The 13,997-nt window shown below is 70.9% G+C and carries 15 protein-coding genes and 1 pseudogene; 9 read left to right on the plus strand and 7 right to left on the minus strand.

Annotated features, from left to right (window positions below; all coding sequences use genetic code 11):
• Positions 1-207: 207 nt before the first annotated feature.
• Genes C6W10_RS07820 through C6W10_RS07830 form a run of 3 tightly spaced genes read left to right on the plus strand, consistent with a single transcriptional unit; the run spans position 208 to position 1,590 of the window.
• Positions 208-543: a hypothetical protein gene (locus C6W10_RS07820; protein ID WP_159104504.1), complete on the plus strand. Its 336-nt coding sequence runs from the start codon at positions 208-210 to the stop codon at positions 541-543.
• Complete coding sequence (locus C6W10_RS37175) at positions 540-1,157, plus strand: hypothetical protein (RefSeq protein WP_159104505.1); 618 nt, start codon at positions 540-542, stop codon at positions 1,155-1,157. Before C6W10_RS07820 ends, C6W10_RS37175 begins: the two co-directional genes overlap by 4 nt.
• A complete protein-coding gene (locus C6W10_RS07830; protein ID WP_107257483.1) occupies positions 1,150-1,590 on the plus strand; it encodes a hypothetical protein in 441 nt (146 codons plus the stop codon). The genes C6W10_RS37175 and C6W10_RS07830 overlap by 8 nt, the downstream gene beginning before the upstream one ends.
• 29 nt (positions 1,591-1,619) lie before the next feature.
• Here C6W10_RS07830 and C6W10_RS07835 read toward each other — a convergent pair whose 3' ends face one another.
• Entirely contained in the window at positions 1,620-1,850 is a 231-nt protein-coding gene (locus tag C6W10_RS07835; protein ID WP_107257484.1) for a winged helix-turn-helix domain-containing protein, read from the minus strand.
• A gap of 256 nt (positions 1,851-2,106) precedes the next feature.
• Between C6W10_RS07835 and C6W10_RS07840 the strand changes: the two genes are divergently transcribed.
• From C6W10_RS07840 to C6W10_RS07855, 4 genes are all read left to right on the plus strand, one after another.
• The gene (locus C6W10_RS07840) at positions 2,107-2,304 is read left to right on the plus strand and encodes a hypothetical protein (protein ID WP_159104506.1); all 198 of its coding nucleotides are present in this window, start codon (positions 2,107-2,109) and stop codon (positions 2,302-2,304) included.
• Positions 2,301-2,864 (plus strand): hypothetical protein, encoded by a 564-nt coding sequence (locus tag C6W10_RS07845; protein WP_159104507.1) that lies wholly within the window; start codon positions 2,301-2,303, stop codon positions 2,862-2,864. Before C6W10_RS07840 ends, C6W10_RS07845 begins: the two co-directional genes overlap by 4 nt.
• Positions 2,865-2,922: 58 nt before the next feature.
• Complete coding sequence (locus C6W10_RS39650) at positions 2,923-3,312, plus strand: DivIVA domain-containing protein (protein ID WP_107257487.1); 390 nt, start codon at positions 2,923-2,925, stop codon at positions 3,310-3,312.
• A 108-nt stretch (positions 3,313-3,420) separates the two neighbouring features.
• Positions 3,421-5,508: a LamG-like jellyroll fold domain-containing protein gene (locus C6W10_RS07855; protein WP_159104508.1), complete on the plus strand. Its 2,088-nt coding sequence runs from the start codon at positions 3,421-3,423 to the stop codon at positions 5,506-5,508.
• A 90-nt stretch (positions 5,509-5,598) separates the two neighbouring features.
• Here C6W10_RS07855 and C6W10_RS38435 read toward each other — a convergent pair whose 3' ends face one another.
• Together C6W10_RS38435 and C6W10_RS38440 are read right to left on the minus strand one after the other, a co-directional pair.
• Positions 5,599-5,991, minus strand: a complete 393-nt coding sequence (locus C6W10_RS38435; protein WP_234361658.1) for a BBE domain-containing protein — start codon at positions 5,989-5,991, stop codon at positions 5,599-5,601.
• Between the two features lie 604 nt (positions 5,992-6,595).
• A pseudogene (locus C6W10_RS38440) lies at positions 6,596-7,201 on the minus strand (FAD-binding oxidoreductase); the annotation flags it as partial.
• A 396-nt stretch (positions 7,202-7,597) separates the two neighbouring features.
• Here C6W10_RS38440 and C6W10_RS07865 point away from each other — a divergent pair.
• Together C6W10_RS07865 and C6W10_RS07870 are read left to right on the plus strand one after the other, a co-directional pair.
• Positions 7,598-8,071, plus strand: a complete 474-nt coding sequence (locus C6W10_RS07865; protein ID WP_107257489.1) for a hypothetical protein — start codon at positions 7,598-7,600, stop codon at positions 8,069-8,071.
• A gap of 163 nt (positions 8,072-8,234) precedes the next feature.
• On the plus strand, positions 8,235-9,656 hold the full coding sequence (locus C6W10_RS07870; RefSeq protein ID WP_107257490.1) for a WGR domain-containing protein: 1,422 nt from the start codon (positions 8,235-8,237) through the stop codon (positions 9,654-9,656).
• Here the strand turns inward: C6W10_RS07870 and C6W10_RS07875 are convergent.
• The 4 genes from C6W10_RS07875 to C6W10_RS07890 form a co-directional block, all read right to left on the minus strand.
• Positions 9,620-10,825 carry a lipopolysaccharide biosynthesis protein gene (locus C6W10_RS07875; RefSeq protein ID WP_107257491.1) on the minus strand — a complete coding sequence of 402 codons (1,206 nt, stop codon included), beginning with the start codon at positions 10,823-10,825 and terminating at the stop codon, positions 9,620-9,622. The genes C6W10_RS07870 and C6W10_RS07875 overlap by 37 nt on opposite strands.
• 67 nt (positions 10,826-10,892) lie before the next feature.
• The gene (locus tag C6W10_RS07880) at positions 10,893-11,918 is read right to left on the minus strand and encodes an NAD(P)-dependent oxidoreductase (RefSeq protein WP_107257492.1); all 1,026 of its coding nucleotides are present in this window, start codon (positions 11,916-11,918) and stop codon (positions 10,893-10,895) included.
• Between the two features lie 11 nt (positions 11,919-11,929).
• Positions 11,930-12,778, minus strand: a complete 849-nt coding sequence (locus C6W10_RS07885) for a glycosyltransferase family 2 protein (protein ID WP_107257493.1) — start codon at positions 12,776-12,778, stop codon at positions 11,930-11,932.
• Complete coding sequence (locus tag C6W10_RS07890; protein WP_107257494.1) at positions 12,775-13,977, minus strand: nucleotide sugar dehydrogenase; 1,203 nt, start codon at positions 13,975-13,977, stop codon at positions 12,775-12,777. Before C6W10_RS07890 ends, C6W10_RS07885 begins: the two co-directional genes overlap by 4 nt.
• Between the last annotated feature and the right edge of the window lie 20 nt (positions 13,978-13,997).

Genomic DNA, 13,997 nt, shown 5'->3' on the forward strand with positions numbered 1-13,997 from the left:
CGGGCTGTGCGGGTGGCGGTGGTGCCGGATATCCGGGCTGCTGCGGAACCGGCGGCGGTGCGTACCCGGGCTGCGGGGGCAGCGGTCCCGGCGGCGTACTGGGTTGCTGCGGCTGCGGCGGTTCCGGGTTGCCCATGTCTGTCTACGCCTCCCGGCCAGGGGTGTGGGACCCGATCGTACCGAGACGGACGCGGAACAGTGTCGGTGGTGGACTGGCCGCACGGCGCGCGTCCGATAGTGTTCGTGTTATTCCGCTCAGTCATCTGGAGTGATCGAGGCGCGATGAGTGTCGGCGAGGCCAAAGCGAGGCTCCGGCAGGGCGTCACGTCGGCAGGCGCAGCCAGGAAGATCATTGAGGGGATCGTGCCTGAGACTGCGGACACCATTCAGTTGGCGCGGCACACCGTCCATGACAGTAGGCACCTCGAGGTCACGAAAGGGCTGGAAACCCTGAAGGCGGCTGTCGATGAGTTGGAGTTGGTGCTGCGCCGCCTCGATGCCAGCGTCAAGGCCGCTGACGAGTATCGGGAGACACTGGGATGAGCAGTGTCCGTGAGGTCGTCGCCCAATTGCTGACGGTGGTTGAACGCCTGGATAGGGCGGCTGTGGGCGTGACCCGTGCCCAGGCCGAAGCTGAGCAGGCGCAGAGATCGTTTGCCGAAGTCGGACGCGGTACCAACCATCGGGCGATCCGAACCGGGGTGGCCGCAAGTAGCGAGGCTACGGCCAAGTCCGGCAAGGTGGCCCGTCTCCTGGCCGAGGCTGCAAGCCACTTCGCGGCCTACGCCAACCAGATAGCCCCTGGCTCTGTCTCCTCAAGGGACAAGGCCACCGAGTCGACTCCGCCAGGCGACCAGATCGTGAACGAGGCTGCCAGCGGAAGGGACGGCTTCCGCAGGTTCGCGAAGAGGGTCGCGGACAAGGCCGACTCGGTGGGAGAAACCGGTAAGAAGGTGGCTGACATCCTCGCTGAAGCGAGACCTGCGGGCACCGCGTCGACGACCCAACAGTTGCCTCCGACACCCAGGAATCCGACCGCCGCAGGAACCCCGGGCGATGCTGCTCACGCCATAGTTGTCACGGCCGCTGCCGTGGTCGCAGTTGCTCTGAAGGCTGCAAGCTTGCGAAAGCAGAGGAAGGAACAGACGCGTGACTGACCGGACCGCCTACCTTGAACTCATTCGAGAGCTGGCCAAGGGTGACGCGGAGGCGTACCGCCAGCGTTGCGAGCAGCTGGATGAGAAGGGTTGGGATGAGCTGGGGCTCGTAGTCGGTGCTGCGTTCTTTCTCGCGGCCCAGCAGCGTCAGATGACGTTTCCGGATGAGACAAGCATCATTCGGTTTGTTGCCGAGGCGCGGGGCGAGATGGCGGGTACGAGATTTGATCTCGACCCGAAGGTTGCGGAGAAGCTCATCGCGGCCACGACGACCGGGGACACCAGTGAGCTGGACGATCTTGACCCCAACCTCATCATCGAGTCGGAGCTGCTACTTCTCTGGCGCCTGCTCAGGCCACTCTCGGATGACGAAATGTCGCGTTTCCTCGCCGAGGTCGACTCGCTCGCGGAGCAGTGGGCTGTGGAGGAGTAGCCCGAGTCACCAGAGAGCGCTGATCTGGCTCATTGCTGATCGAGACCTTTGACGAAGACGCCACGGCCCGGCGCCCCAACGACAACTCCACGATCGCGCAGGAGGGCGACTGCCCGGGCGGCGGTCGAGAACGACACCGAGTAGAGGTCAGCGAGCTGTGTGTACGACGGCAGCTTGGTTCCGGGTTCGTACTCACCAGACTTGATGCGGGCGGTGATGTCGGCGGCGATGTCGGCGTAACTGAGCGGGATCGCGGGCATTGGTGGTCCTCCCGGGTTGGCAATCTCATCTGATCACGCTCATCAGCGCCACCTCAAGAACTTGGTTGACCTATGTCACTAGGTGGAATAGCATGACTGCGAGCCACCCGGGTTGGCACCAGGGAAGGCTCGCCCTCCGGGTGTACGCCCGGGACGTGTTGGGGTGGCCACGGCGCCACCGAGCGGTGACCGAAGATCCGACCTGGTGGTTCGGGCTGCCCCGGCACGCCAAATACACCTCGTGGAAGGGGCCCAGATGACAGTGATGGAAGTGGCAGGCACGCCCGTGACCGATCAGCAGCTCGACCCCAACCTCGTCATCGAGGTGGAGATGCTGCTGCTCTGGAGTCTGCTCCGACCGTTGTCGGACGACGAGATGTCGCCGTTTCTGGCCGATGTCAACTCGCTCTCCCAGCATTGGGTTGCCGACGCACCTGCCGGAGGTGTGCGGTGACGGTCCCGGAACCGAGGACGGCGGACACGACCTCTCCGCACGTACCGGTGGATACCCCCGAGGCGAGTGCGGTGTGGGCGGCCGAGCAGGTCGCGGGTGAGCTGCGGGAGGCGTACCTGACCGTTGCGGCGGCGGCCGCGCTGCTGGAGCGGACCGGGGCCGGCTCGGCGCACCCGGAGCTGCGGCAGGCCCGCCGCTGCGCAGAGGACGCCCTCGACCTGGCCAACTACGCGGAGCAACTGCTCGGCGGCGGGATCCGGCGGGTGTACGAACGCTTCGGCTGGGACGAGGTGACCAGTATCGGGCAGGTCGCCGGGATGCTGACCGTGTCCCAGACCAGGTTCGCCGAGGTGGCCGAGCGGATCGCCGGGCTGCCTGACCGGCTGCGCGGCGCCGGGCAGCGGCTCCGGGACGCGGGCGACCCCGCCTACTCCACCGACGTCGTGACCGAGCAGTGGTCGCAGGCCGCCGAGCAGCTCGGCTCGATGACGGCCAGCCTGACCGAGGCGGCCGGCGCGCTGGCCTCGTACACCGATCGGCTGACCGGCGCGACCAGCTAGAGCCTCTCTCGGACGCTGTGGGGCACGGCGGCCGGGAGTGGGAAAGGGCCCGGGGCGGATGCCGGGCTCCGGCCGCCGGCTGTCCGGACAGCCGGCGACCGACCCCGTCCGCCTCGGCGCCGCCCGCCACCTCTCCGAGGGGATCGACGTGCGACACGAGAAGGTACCGGCAGCAGCCCGAGGGACCGCGACGAGCCGTCCGGCCGAGCAGCCTGTCCAGGTCCGCGCGGCTGTGTTCCGTTCGCGGTGGCGCGGCCTCGATCCGGATCAGGTGTACGCCTACCTGCGCCACCTCGCCGACGAACTGGAGGACTTGCGGCGGGCCGAGAGCGCCGCCCGCGCCGAGGCGGAGCTAATCCGGCAGGGGCTGCGACATTGCCAGTCCCGGCACGTCCGATGCTGGTTCGTCGACCCGGCCTGGCGTACGCCGAACCAGGGGCCGTGGTGAGCGCGACCGGGCTCGGTCCGTTGATGCTCAACGATGTTGTCCAAGATCTATGGGCTTGGTACAGTCATCGTCCGATCGCTCAGCGTAGCTACGTCAACCGGGGGTTTCATGCGTGCTCGGCGTGCCCGCCTTCGCTCCACCACCTGCGGTTGGCGGCTTCCGGCGCTGCCGACCGTCGCCGTCGTCCTGACCGCCGGGATGGTCCTGGCCCCCGCCGGTCCGGCTGCCGCATCGCCGGTGCAGGACGGCTCCGAACCGCAGTCGGATCAGGTGTCGCGCCCCGCGGCCGGCCGCAACGCGCCGCCGAACGTGCTGGCGGAGCGCACCTCGGACGGCAAGCCGTGCGCCACCGGAGACGCCCGGCCGTACGTGCTGACCACGACCCCGTTCCTGGCCGGCCGGCAGTCCGATCCGGACACCGGGCAGCAGTCGTTGACCACCTGGTTCCACTGGTGGGCGGTTGGCGACGCTCGGAACGACGTCGACAAGGTCTCGCAGAGTTCCGGCAACCCGTCAGCGGTGGCGAAGGCGATCCCGTCCGGCAGCCTGGTCGACGGTGGCACGTACGCGTGGCAGGCCCGTACGTACGACGGCGCCCGGTACGGCGCCTGGTCCGGCGTCTGCGAGTTCACCGTCGACGCCACCCCGCCGCCGATGCCCGGCAACGTGACCTCGACCGACTACCCGGACGACGGTGCCCCGCACGGCGCGGTCGGCTGGCCCGGGGTGTTCGAGATCGCGCCGCCCGAGGTGGATCCGCAGGAGGTCGAGGTGTACGCCTGGACCTTCGACTCGGGGACGCTGCCGACGACCGCTGCCACGATCCCGGCCCGGTCGACCGACCACGGGGCCACCTTGACGGTCTCCCCGCCCCGCGACGGGATCAACATGCTCCGGGTGTGGTCGAAGGACCGCGCCGGCCGGTTCTCGACCCAGGCGCGGATCTACACATTCTCGGTGCGGGCGCCGTGGGGGCCGGCCGGGCACTGGACGTTCGAGGAGACCGGCGGCGACGCCGTCGACGTGAGCGGGCACGGCAACACGGCCGCCCTCGACGCTGCCGCGACCCGGGTGCCGGGACGCTCGGGCGTCGGCACGGCACTGGCGCTGGACGGCAGCGCGGCCGGCACGGTGAGCGGGCCGGTGACGCTGACCCGCCCGGGTGAGAGCACGACGGTACCGGTCCGGACGGATGCGGACTTCACGGTGGCCGCCTGGGCCAGGATCACCTCGCCGGCCGGCCCCGCCGAGCAGGTCGTACTGGCCGGGAACGGCACCCGCACCTTCGGGTACTCGTTGGGCTATGCGGGCGGCGTCGAGCGGTGGCGGTTCTCCATGACCGGTACCGACGCGGACGACCCGGCGGTGTACTCGGTGACCTCCGACGCTGCCGCCGTACCGGGGAAGTGGACGCATCTGGCCGGGGTCTACGAGGCGGCGACCCGGACGCTGACCCTGTACGTCGACGGGGTCGCGCAGAGCACGACCGTCGTGTTGGCGGGTGGATTCGGCACCACTACCGACACCACGATCGGCAAGCGCCGGTGGAACGGTACCGACCAGGGGTTCTTCACCGGTGCGGTGGACGACGTACGGCTCTACGACTACCTCGAGAACCCGGCGAAGCTCGCCGCGCTGGCCGTACCGCTGCCACCGGCGATCACCTTCCCCAACGGAACCGTCGCCGATGCCGGCGGCCAGTTGACCGTGGTGTTCGATGCCCGTGGCGACACCAACGTGACGACGTTCCGGTACAGCGTCGGCGACGCCGGGCTGGGCACCGAGGTTCCGGCAACGGAGCCGGGTGGCACGGCGACTGTGACATTCGACGTCGGCAGCCTGCACGGCGACCGGCCGGTGCACGCGGTCGCGGTCGACGGCGGCAACCGCGTCAGCGGCCTGGCGCTCGGGACGTTCACCGTGACCGGGCAGCCCCAGGTCACCGGCACCGTGATCGACATCGAGACGTTCAATCCGGTCGCGGGGGCGATCGTACGGATGGAGCCGGGCGGCTTCGAGTCGACCACCGGCCCCGACGGCGCCTACTCCTTCACCGGCTTCCCGGCCGGCACCTACACCCTGTCGACCAGTCACGAGGGGCGCTGCGCCAGCGTGACGATCGAGATCTCCCCGGCAGGGACGTACTGGGACCTCTATCTGTTGCCGTGCCCTGGGACCCGAAGGGGTACCCGGTGACGTCGACGGATTAGCGCGTCGGCGCGGTGGGAGGGGCGACTGCCCCTCCCACGGGACGCGCCACCTGGGGGCCGTTGGAAGGAGCCTCGATCACGGGGTTAGCGCGTGATGGAACACGTTCCGGGGGTCCCACCGCCGCTTCGCCGCGCGTAGCCTCGCCGCGTTGTCGCCGTAGTACAGCGTCGACCAGGGCAGGCCCGACCTATTCCACTGTGGATCGGCGAGGTCGGTGTCCGGGTATCCGATATACGCGCCGCCGTCGACCGGTACGCCGCCGGTGTCGGCGTACATGTCGCGGTAGAACTCGCGGATCCAGGCCAGGTGCCGGGCGTCGTCGGCCGGTTCCGCCCACGCCGACAGGTAGAAGAGTTTGAGCATGGCGTCGCGATGCGCGGTGGCGGTGGCGTCCGGTGCCACCGCGTTGACCCTGCCCCCGTACGAATTGAGGCTCACCGCGCCACTGACGAGGCTGAGGTCGTCCATTGTCAGATGGCGGTACGCAACGGCGATCTGCCGGTCGGTGAACGGGCGACGCAGGTATCCCGACTTCACCTTCAACCGCCACCCGAACGTCTCTTCCGAGCCCTTGAGTGCGGCCGCGAGCCAGGGCCCCCGCTCCGAGGGTACGAGAGCTGGGTGCGCCCACTCCGTCGCCGAGCGCCGCGACGTGCTCGTCGAGTACCCGCTCCGCGTCGGCGCCCGAGACCTGCCCGATCAGCATGATCATGCCCTGCTGGCGGCGGAACAACAGAAACTCGGTGTAGAGGTCCGGGTACCGGTCGCCGTACCGCTCGAACCAGCGTCCGTGGTTCTGCACGAGCCGCGTGAAGGCCGGCTCGTGCAGCCCCTCCCACGACCACTGGAGCGTGAACGTCAACACCTCGGCGGCCGGCTCCGGCAGATCCCGGAACCAGTACCGGGTCACCACGCCGAACGAGCCTCCCCCGCCCCCGGTGTGCGCCCACCACAGGTCTCGGTTGGGATCCGTAGGCTCCCGCGTCGCTACCACGCTGCGGGCGTTACCGGCGCCGTCGACGACCACCACCTCCACCGCGTACAGGTGGTCGACCGCCAGGCCATGCCGGCGACACAGCGGGCCGTACCCTCCGGCGGCCACGTGCCCGCCGACACCGACCTCGGGGCACCAGCCGACGGGGATGGTCACGCCCCAGCCCAGGAAGAGCCGCCGGTACGCCTCGCCCAGGGTCGCGCCGGCCTCCACTGCGAACGCCCGGCGCGCGGGATCGTAGGAGACTGCGGTCATAGCGCTCATGTCGATGACCATCCGCACGGCTGGGTCGTCGACGAAGTTCTCGAAGCAGTGCCCGCCGCTACGTACCGCGACGCGCTTGCCGGCGCGTACCGCGTCGTTCACCGCGCGCACCACGTCCTCCGTCGAGCCGACCAGGCGTATATGGTCGGGTGAGCCGAGGAACCGCTCGTTGTAACCGCGCCCGGCCAGGTACGCGTACCGCGGGTCGGTCGGCCCGACATGGCCCATCGGACCGCCGATGGCAGCATCGGTGGTCGGCGCCGTGACCGCTGCGGTGGAGGCCACCGCGCCGGTTGCCGCCGTACCCGCCGCCAGCGCACCTGCCGTCATCGCGGCGCCACGGAGCACGCTCCGTCGGCTGTGGACGTTCGGACCCCCCCCTTTTTTGTTGTCGACCTTTTCGACCGTATGAGGGGCCATGCGACAGCGACATCCCGCTGCCGGGAAGGGCGAGGGTGGCGGTACCCCTACCGTCGCCCAATGTGGATACCGCACCGGTCGGACGGGACTGTCAGGCTCCGGGATCGGAACTAGACTGCCCGGGAACTCGGGGCCGAGCGGCTGTCCCCATCCCTCCAGGTCGGCCGCTTCGCCTCGACGGTCACGACTTACCCCCGATAGACGAAGGGTCGTCGAGGCAGATGCGTACGCTCGAGCCGGAACCCCCCATCCGACCCCCGTCCCGCCGGAGCTGACGATCCGGCCGCCCCGGTGCCGGACCTCCTCGGCCAGCAGATCGTCCCGGGCGAGGCGGCGATGCTGGCTCCGGTGGAACCGCCCCTCGCCGGCCCGTAGCGGCAGTGGGCTCCCCGGCAGATGCCGGTCCCGGACATCGAGGCGGTACGCCGGGCCGGCCGCGCGGTAGCCGACGGAGCCGCGCAGACCGCCGCCTCGGTGGCGTCCGGAGCGGCCCGGACGGCGCGTACCGCCGCCTATCAGGGCACCCGGCCGATCGTGAACTTCGGCGCCGGGATCGGCTACTTCTTCCGGGGCGCCGGGCGGTTCCTCGGCAGCCCGGCACTCTGGCCCTACGCGGTGGCGCCGCTCGTGCTGCTGCCGCTGGTGATGCTCGGTCTCGCGCACACCGTCGAGGCCGCTGCCGCCGCCGTGGTCGGTTGGCTCACCTCGTTCGCCGATGGTCTTCGTCGGGGCGGTGCTGCTGCACCGACGGATGTGCCGGGTCGACGGGGCGGCGCTCGCTCCGGTCGCGCCGGTACCGGGGCCGGGGCCGTCGCCGGAGTGGGATTGACCCGCCCTTCCGCCCGGATAGCCTTCCCCGGGGGGAAGTGAGACGGCTCCACTCCGGACGGACCGCCCGGCCCACGCCACTGGCCGGGTACCCGCGGGCTGACGGCCGGATTCTGTCGGTGCCGGCGGCTACCGTCTCGTCCGTCGCCACCGCTGGTGTTCCTGCCGGCGGCTGTCACCCCCCACCCCGGAGGCGCAGACCCCCATGGCACAGGAAACGACCTACCTCGAACTGTCCGAAGCGGACGGTGGCTCGCACAAGTTTTACGAGGTGACCGTCGACGGCCCGGAGCTGACCATTCGCTACGGCCGGATCGGCGACTCGGGCCAGGTGAAGCGGAACGTCTTCACCAATGTGGACAGAGCCCGGAAGGAAGCGGCCAAGAAAATCGGCGAGAAGGTGCGCAAGGGCTACGCACCGGCCGTGCCCGGGGTGCGGCAGAAGCGCGCGGTCTCCCGGCGGCAGATCGTCAGCACCCGCTCCACCGCCCGCCGGGCACCGGTGCTCTGGCGCTACGAATCGGGCGCCCCGGCGTTCGGCATCTTCGTCGACCGGCAGGGCTGCATGGTCGGCAACGAGTACGGCGTGATCACCACGCTCAGCCACGACGCCGAGGTGGTGCAGCAGTACCGGCTGCCCGACGGGGTCAAGTGCATCGTCGCCGACGACGACTGGCGCTACGCCGGCTGCGACGACGGCAACGTCTACGACATCTCCGGTAAGGTGCCCCGGCTGGCCTACCGGATCGCGCCGGACATCGACATCTACTGGCTCGACATCCACGACGGTGTGCTCGGGGTCTCCGACTCCGGCGGCGGGGTCGCGGCGATCGACCACGAGGACGAGTTCATCTGGCGTCGTCAGGGCCACGGCCGGGCCGGCTGGATGGTGCGCTGTGACGCGGACGCCATCTACCACGGCGCCTCGAAGGGAGTGACCAGCTACGACTGGCGTACCGGGCAGCCGCAGTGGCACCGGCCGACCAGCGCGGTGCTGTTCGGCTGGCAGGAGCCGGGCGCGGTCTACGCCGGTACGGTGGCCAACCAGGTGACCCGGCTGAGCAAGCAGGGCCAGTCGGAGCGGATCTACCGGTGCGACGCCCCGATCTACTCCTGCGCCACCGCCCCCGGCGGCGAGTACGTCTTCGCCGGGGACAGCTCGTCCTCGGTCTACTGCTTCGATGCCGCCGGCAACCGGCTCTGGAAGCTCGGCACCGGATGCGGCTCGGCCTACTCCATGCAATACCACGAGCAGCGGCTCTACATCGTCACCACCACCGGCGCGCTGGCCTGCATCGACGCCAGCGAGCCGGCGATCCGCGCGGCCGAGCAGGGCAGTGTGCCGGACGTGCTGGACGTGAAGGCGCCGCCCCGGCTGCCGACGGTGGTGCCATCCACCACGGTCGAGATCACCCACGACCCGGGCGACGGCGTGCTGGTGGAGTGCGTCGAGGACGGCGGCCGGCTGCGGATCCGGGTGCTCTCCGACGGGTACCGCCGGGACTGGCTGGTGCAGTTCCCCAAGGGCATTCGCGAGCCGAGGGCCCGCTACCTGGTCAGCGAGGTGCGCGAGGCGGGGCGGGGCGGCTTCTACCGGGCGTACGGCGACATCCGCCGGCTCGTCTGACCCCGGCGGGTTGCGGCCGCGGTGAGTGCGAGTGCCACCGCGGCCGTGCCGACCGCGCACCACAGGATCGCGGTGAAGGTGTGCGGCGCCAGCCACTCGGTGACCACGAGCAGGCCGACCGCCGCCGCCCACAGCGGTGCCGACGGCCACTTGGCGCCCGCCGCCACCTGGGCGTTGACCAGCACGAAGACCAGCGCGTAGAGGGCGCCGGTGGCGGCGAAGACCGGCGCGTAGCGGCCGAGGTCGACGTAGTCGGCGCCACCCGCCAGGCGGAACGCGAGCCCACCGGCGAGCGCCGACGCCCCCACCAGTGACGCGCCGCAGCCGGTCACCAGCCCGAGGGCGATCATGAGGGCCCGCCGGTTGCCCCGCGCCAGGCGTGGAAGCGCCAGCACCGTGACCACCTGCGGCGCCCACAGCGCGCCCTTGGTGAGGACCGTGCCGACCGCGTAGGCGCCCGAGGCGTCCGCGGGTAGCAGATGGCGGGCCAGGAGCAGGTCGGCGTAGGAGACGACGAGCATCGCGAGCGTCGCCGAGCAGGCGGTGACGACCTGGCGGGTGGCGATGCCGGTGCCGCCGGACGCGTCGGCCCGCGACCGGGCCAGTCGGGCCAGGATCGGCGGGATCAGCAACGCGACGGCCGTACCCGCCAGGACCGAACCGATCAGGCCGGCGCCGATCAGCAGGCCGGCGACCAGGCCCCCGTACCGGCAGACGGCCAACACCGCCATGCCGGCCGCCAGGCGCAGGAAGCGCTCGTCGCCCTGTAGCTCGCCCAGCCACCTGCCGGCCACCACCACGGCGCCGGTGTAGCCGGCGAGCAGCGGCGACACGACCGGCGGAAGGTCCAGCAGCGCACTCGCCACCGGCGTGAGGACCAGCACGACGCCGGCACAGACGGCTGCGGTCAGCCAGCCGATCCGGCCGCTCGCCGCGCCCGGCGTACGGGCCCGGTGGATCGCGACCGCGATCTGCAGCCCCGTTCCGGGTACGCCGGCGATCGCCGCGATCGCGAGGACGGTGGCCAGCGCGCCCAGGTCGCCGGGGCCGAGATGTCGGGCGCCCAGGACGGGTACCAGATAGCCGAGGCCGCTGGTCAGCGCACCTGCCATCGCCACCGCGACCCCGGAGACGCCGACGCGCCGCGGGGCGGAGGTCGTCACGGTCATGGCCTCAACTGTCCGGGAGATGGGTCGCTTGGTGGCCCCGCGCCAGGGCCGGCGGGTCCGGCCCGCTCTAGAGGCGGCCGTCGTGCACGGCCCGGGTAACCCACGGGATCACCTCGTCGAGCATGGCGTCGAGGCCGGTCGTCGCGGTGAAGCCGAGCACCTCGCGGGCCTTGGCGACGTCCGGCACCCGCCTGAGCACGTCGTGCGCGAACGGCTCGTCGCTGACGTACCGGAACGGCACGTCCGGGCCCTTGATCTTGCGCCAGATCAGCTCGGCCAGCTCCAGCACCGTCGTCGACTCGGCGGTCGAGAGGTTGAAGTCCTCGTTGTACGCCGCCTCGTGCTCCATCGCCACCGCGATCCCGCGCGCCAGGTCGCCGCCGTAGGTGTAGTGGCGCACCTGCTCGCCGCTGCCGAGGATGCGCAGCGGGTCCTGCCCCTTGACGACCTTCTGCACCAGGTCGGGGACCACGTGCGACATCGCCAGCTTGACGTTGCCGGAGAGCACCTCCGCCTCGCCGAGCGCCCGTCCCTCGCCGACGCCGACGCAGTTGAACGGCCGCACGATCGTGTACGGCAGTCGGTACTGGTCCCAGGCCGCCCTCGCGTAGTACTCGACCGCCAACTTCTGGAAGCCGTACGACGACAGTGGCGGCGGGACCTGCCGCTCGTCGCCCTCCCGGCTGGGCCAACGGTCGGTCGACTCGTACACCATCGACGACGAGAGATAGGTGACCTTGCGCAGCCGGCCGGCGCGGTGCGCCGCGATCGCCGCGTCACAGGACGCCGCCATGATCCGCTCGTTGGTGGCGAGGAGGTCGTAGGCGTACGTGTGGAAGTAGGAGATTCCGCCGATCATGGCGGCGCCGGCGACGAAGTGGTCGCAGCCGGCGAGCAGGTCGGCGAGGAGCGTGGCGTCGCGGGCGTCGCCCTCGACGAACCGGAAGCGGGGATGGTCGTCGTAGCTGTGCGCCACCGGACCGTACTTCGAGTGGTTGTCGAGCCCGACCACGTCGTGCCCGCGGCCGAGCAGTTCCTCGACCAGGTAGCCGCCGATGAAGCCGGCCGAGCCGGTGACCAGCACCGTCGCCATCCGTATCTCCTCTACCGCGCCACGTCGTCGGTCACCACGTCGTCGGTCACCACGTCGTCGGAGCCCACGCCGTCGGTCGCGGTGTCCGGCGCAGACGCGGGCGTGGGCGCGGGGGAGGCTGGGCGCCGCGCCTCCCACCGCGCGGCGAGCTGCTGCGCGGTCAGCCGCCGACCGAACGCGAAAAAGTACCAGCGCAGATAGCTGGGCAGGAACCGCCCCAGGTCGAAGTGCGACTCGCCGAGCTGCCGATCCAGCCAGATCGTCGGGATCTCGGCGACCGGGCGGCGCAGCCGGGTCGCCTTCGCGGTCAGCTCGATGCCGATCTCGAACCCGGTCCGGGCCTCGATGCCGACCTCCCGGACGAAGTCGGTGTCGTACGCCTTGAAGCTGTTGGTCGCGTCGCGGGTGCCGACCCGCGCCAGCAGCCACAGGCTGCGCCCGGCCCACCGGGAGGCCATCCGCTTGAGCCGTGGCCCGCCGACCTGCTGCCCACCGGGCATGTAGCGGGACGCGGCGGCGACCACCACCCCACGGTCGACGAGCCGGGCCAGCTCGTCGATCTGCCGTGGGTCGTCGCAGCCGTCGGCCATCGTCACCACGGCGACCGGCGCCCGCGCCGCGTCGATGCCGAACCGGATCGCGTTCGCCGGCCCGGACCCGTACGTGTTGAGCACCGGGCGGACCCGTGGATCGCGGCGAGCGACCTCCAGCGCGTACGGGACGGTGGTGTCCTCCGGCATGTCGTGCACGATGAGCACCTCGGCCGGCAGCAACACCTCGCGCAGGATGCGATCGAGGCAGCGGACGACGCCCGCGCCCTCGTTGTAGACCGGGATGACCACCGTGACCTGGGGCTTCACACCAGTACGCCCTGCCCGGTCAGGCCCCACATGTCAATGAGCGGCTTGTCGGTGTCGAGGTCGGCGTAGTCGGCGTGCGGCGCGGCGATCACCAGCAGGTCGGCGCGCCGGAGCACCTCGTCGAGGGGGAGGAGCCGGTCGTCGACCACGTACGGGTCGGTGCACAGGGTCTGCGCCGCCTTGAGCGTCAGAATCTTGCGCAGCTTGTAGGCCAGGCTGCTGCGGGTGTCGTCGCTGCCGCCCTTGAACGCCATGCCCAGGATGCCGACGGTCATCGTGGCGAGGTCGAACCGGTCCTCCAGCCGGGAGACCAGGTACAGCGGCAGGCCCTCGTTGATCAGCATCGCGGAGTGGCCGAGGACGAAGTTGTTCCGGTTGAACGCCGCCAGCTGCATGGTGTCCTTGAGCAGGCACGGTCCGGCGGCGAAGCCGGGCATCGGCAGGTCGGCCGCCCGGGGGTAGTCGAACGCGACCGCGTGCCGGATGCGGGCGAAGTCGAGCCCGAAGTCGTTGGCCATCATCCAGAACTGGTTGGCGGTGGCGAACTTGACGTACCGCCAGGTGTTGGTGAACAGCTTCGCGAGTTCGGCCTCCTCCGGCTCCAGCGCGACGATCGAGTCGGTGAGCCGGCGGAAGAGCAGCTCGGCCCGTTCTCTGGCCTTCGCCGTCCGCGCCGCGACGATCTGCGGCAGGGTGAAGAGCTCGGTCATCGCCCGGCCCTCGGCGATCCGCTCCGGGCAGAACGCCACGTCGACCGCGAGGCCCCGGCTCGCCAGCAGCTTCTCGGTCAGCGCCGTCACGCCCGGGTAGACCGTGCTGCGCAGGATCACCAGTTGCCCGTCGTGCAGGTGCTCGATACAGCGTTCCAGAGCCCGGGGCACCGCGCCGAGGTCGGGGTTGAGGTGTTCGTCCACCGGGGTGCCGACGACCACGACCAGGGTGTCGGCCAGGCCGACGCTCGGCGCCGCGGTGCTCGCGCGCAACCGGCCGGCGGCCAGCGCCTCGGTCAACAGCTCTGCGGCGCCCGCCTCGGCGAAGGGCAGCGCGCCGGAGTTGACCCGGTCGACCGCGGCGGCGTCGATGTCGTACAGCACGACGCTCAGGCCGCGCGAGGCCAGCGCGATGCCGAGCGGCAGGCCGACCCGCCCGCAGCCGCCCACGACGCAGACGTCGACCGCCGCACCGTCCGCCTCTGTCATCGCCGCACCTTTCCGCCGGC

The organism is Plantactinospora sp. BB1 (genome assembly GCF_003030385.1).
GTDB lineage: Bacteria > Actinomycetota > Actinomycetes > Mycobacteriales > Micromonosporaceae > Plantactinospora.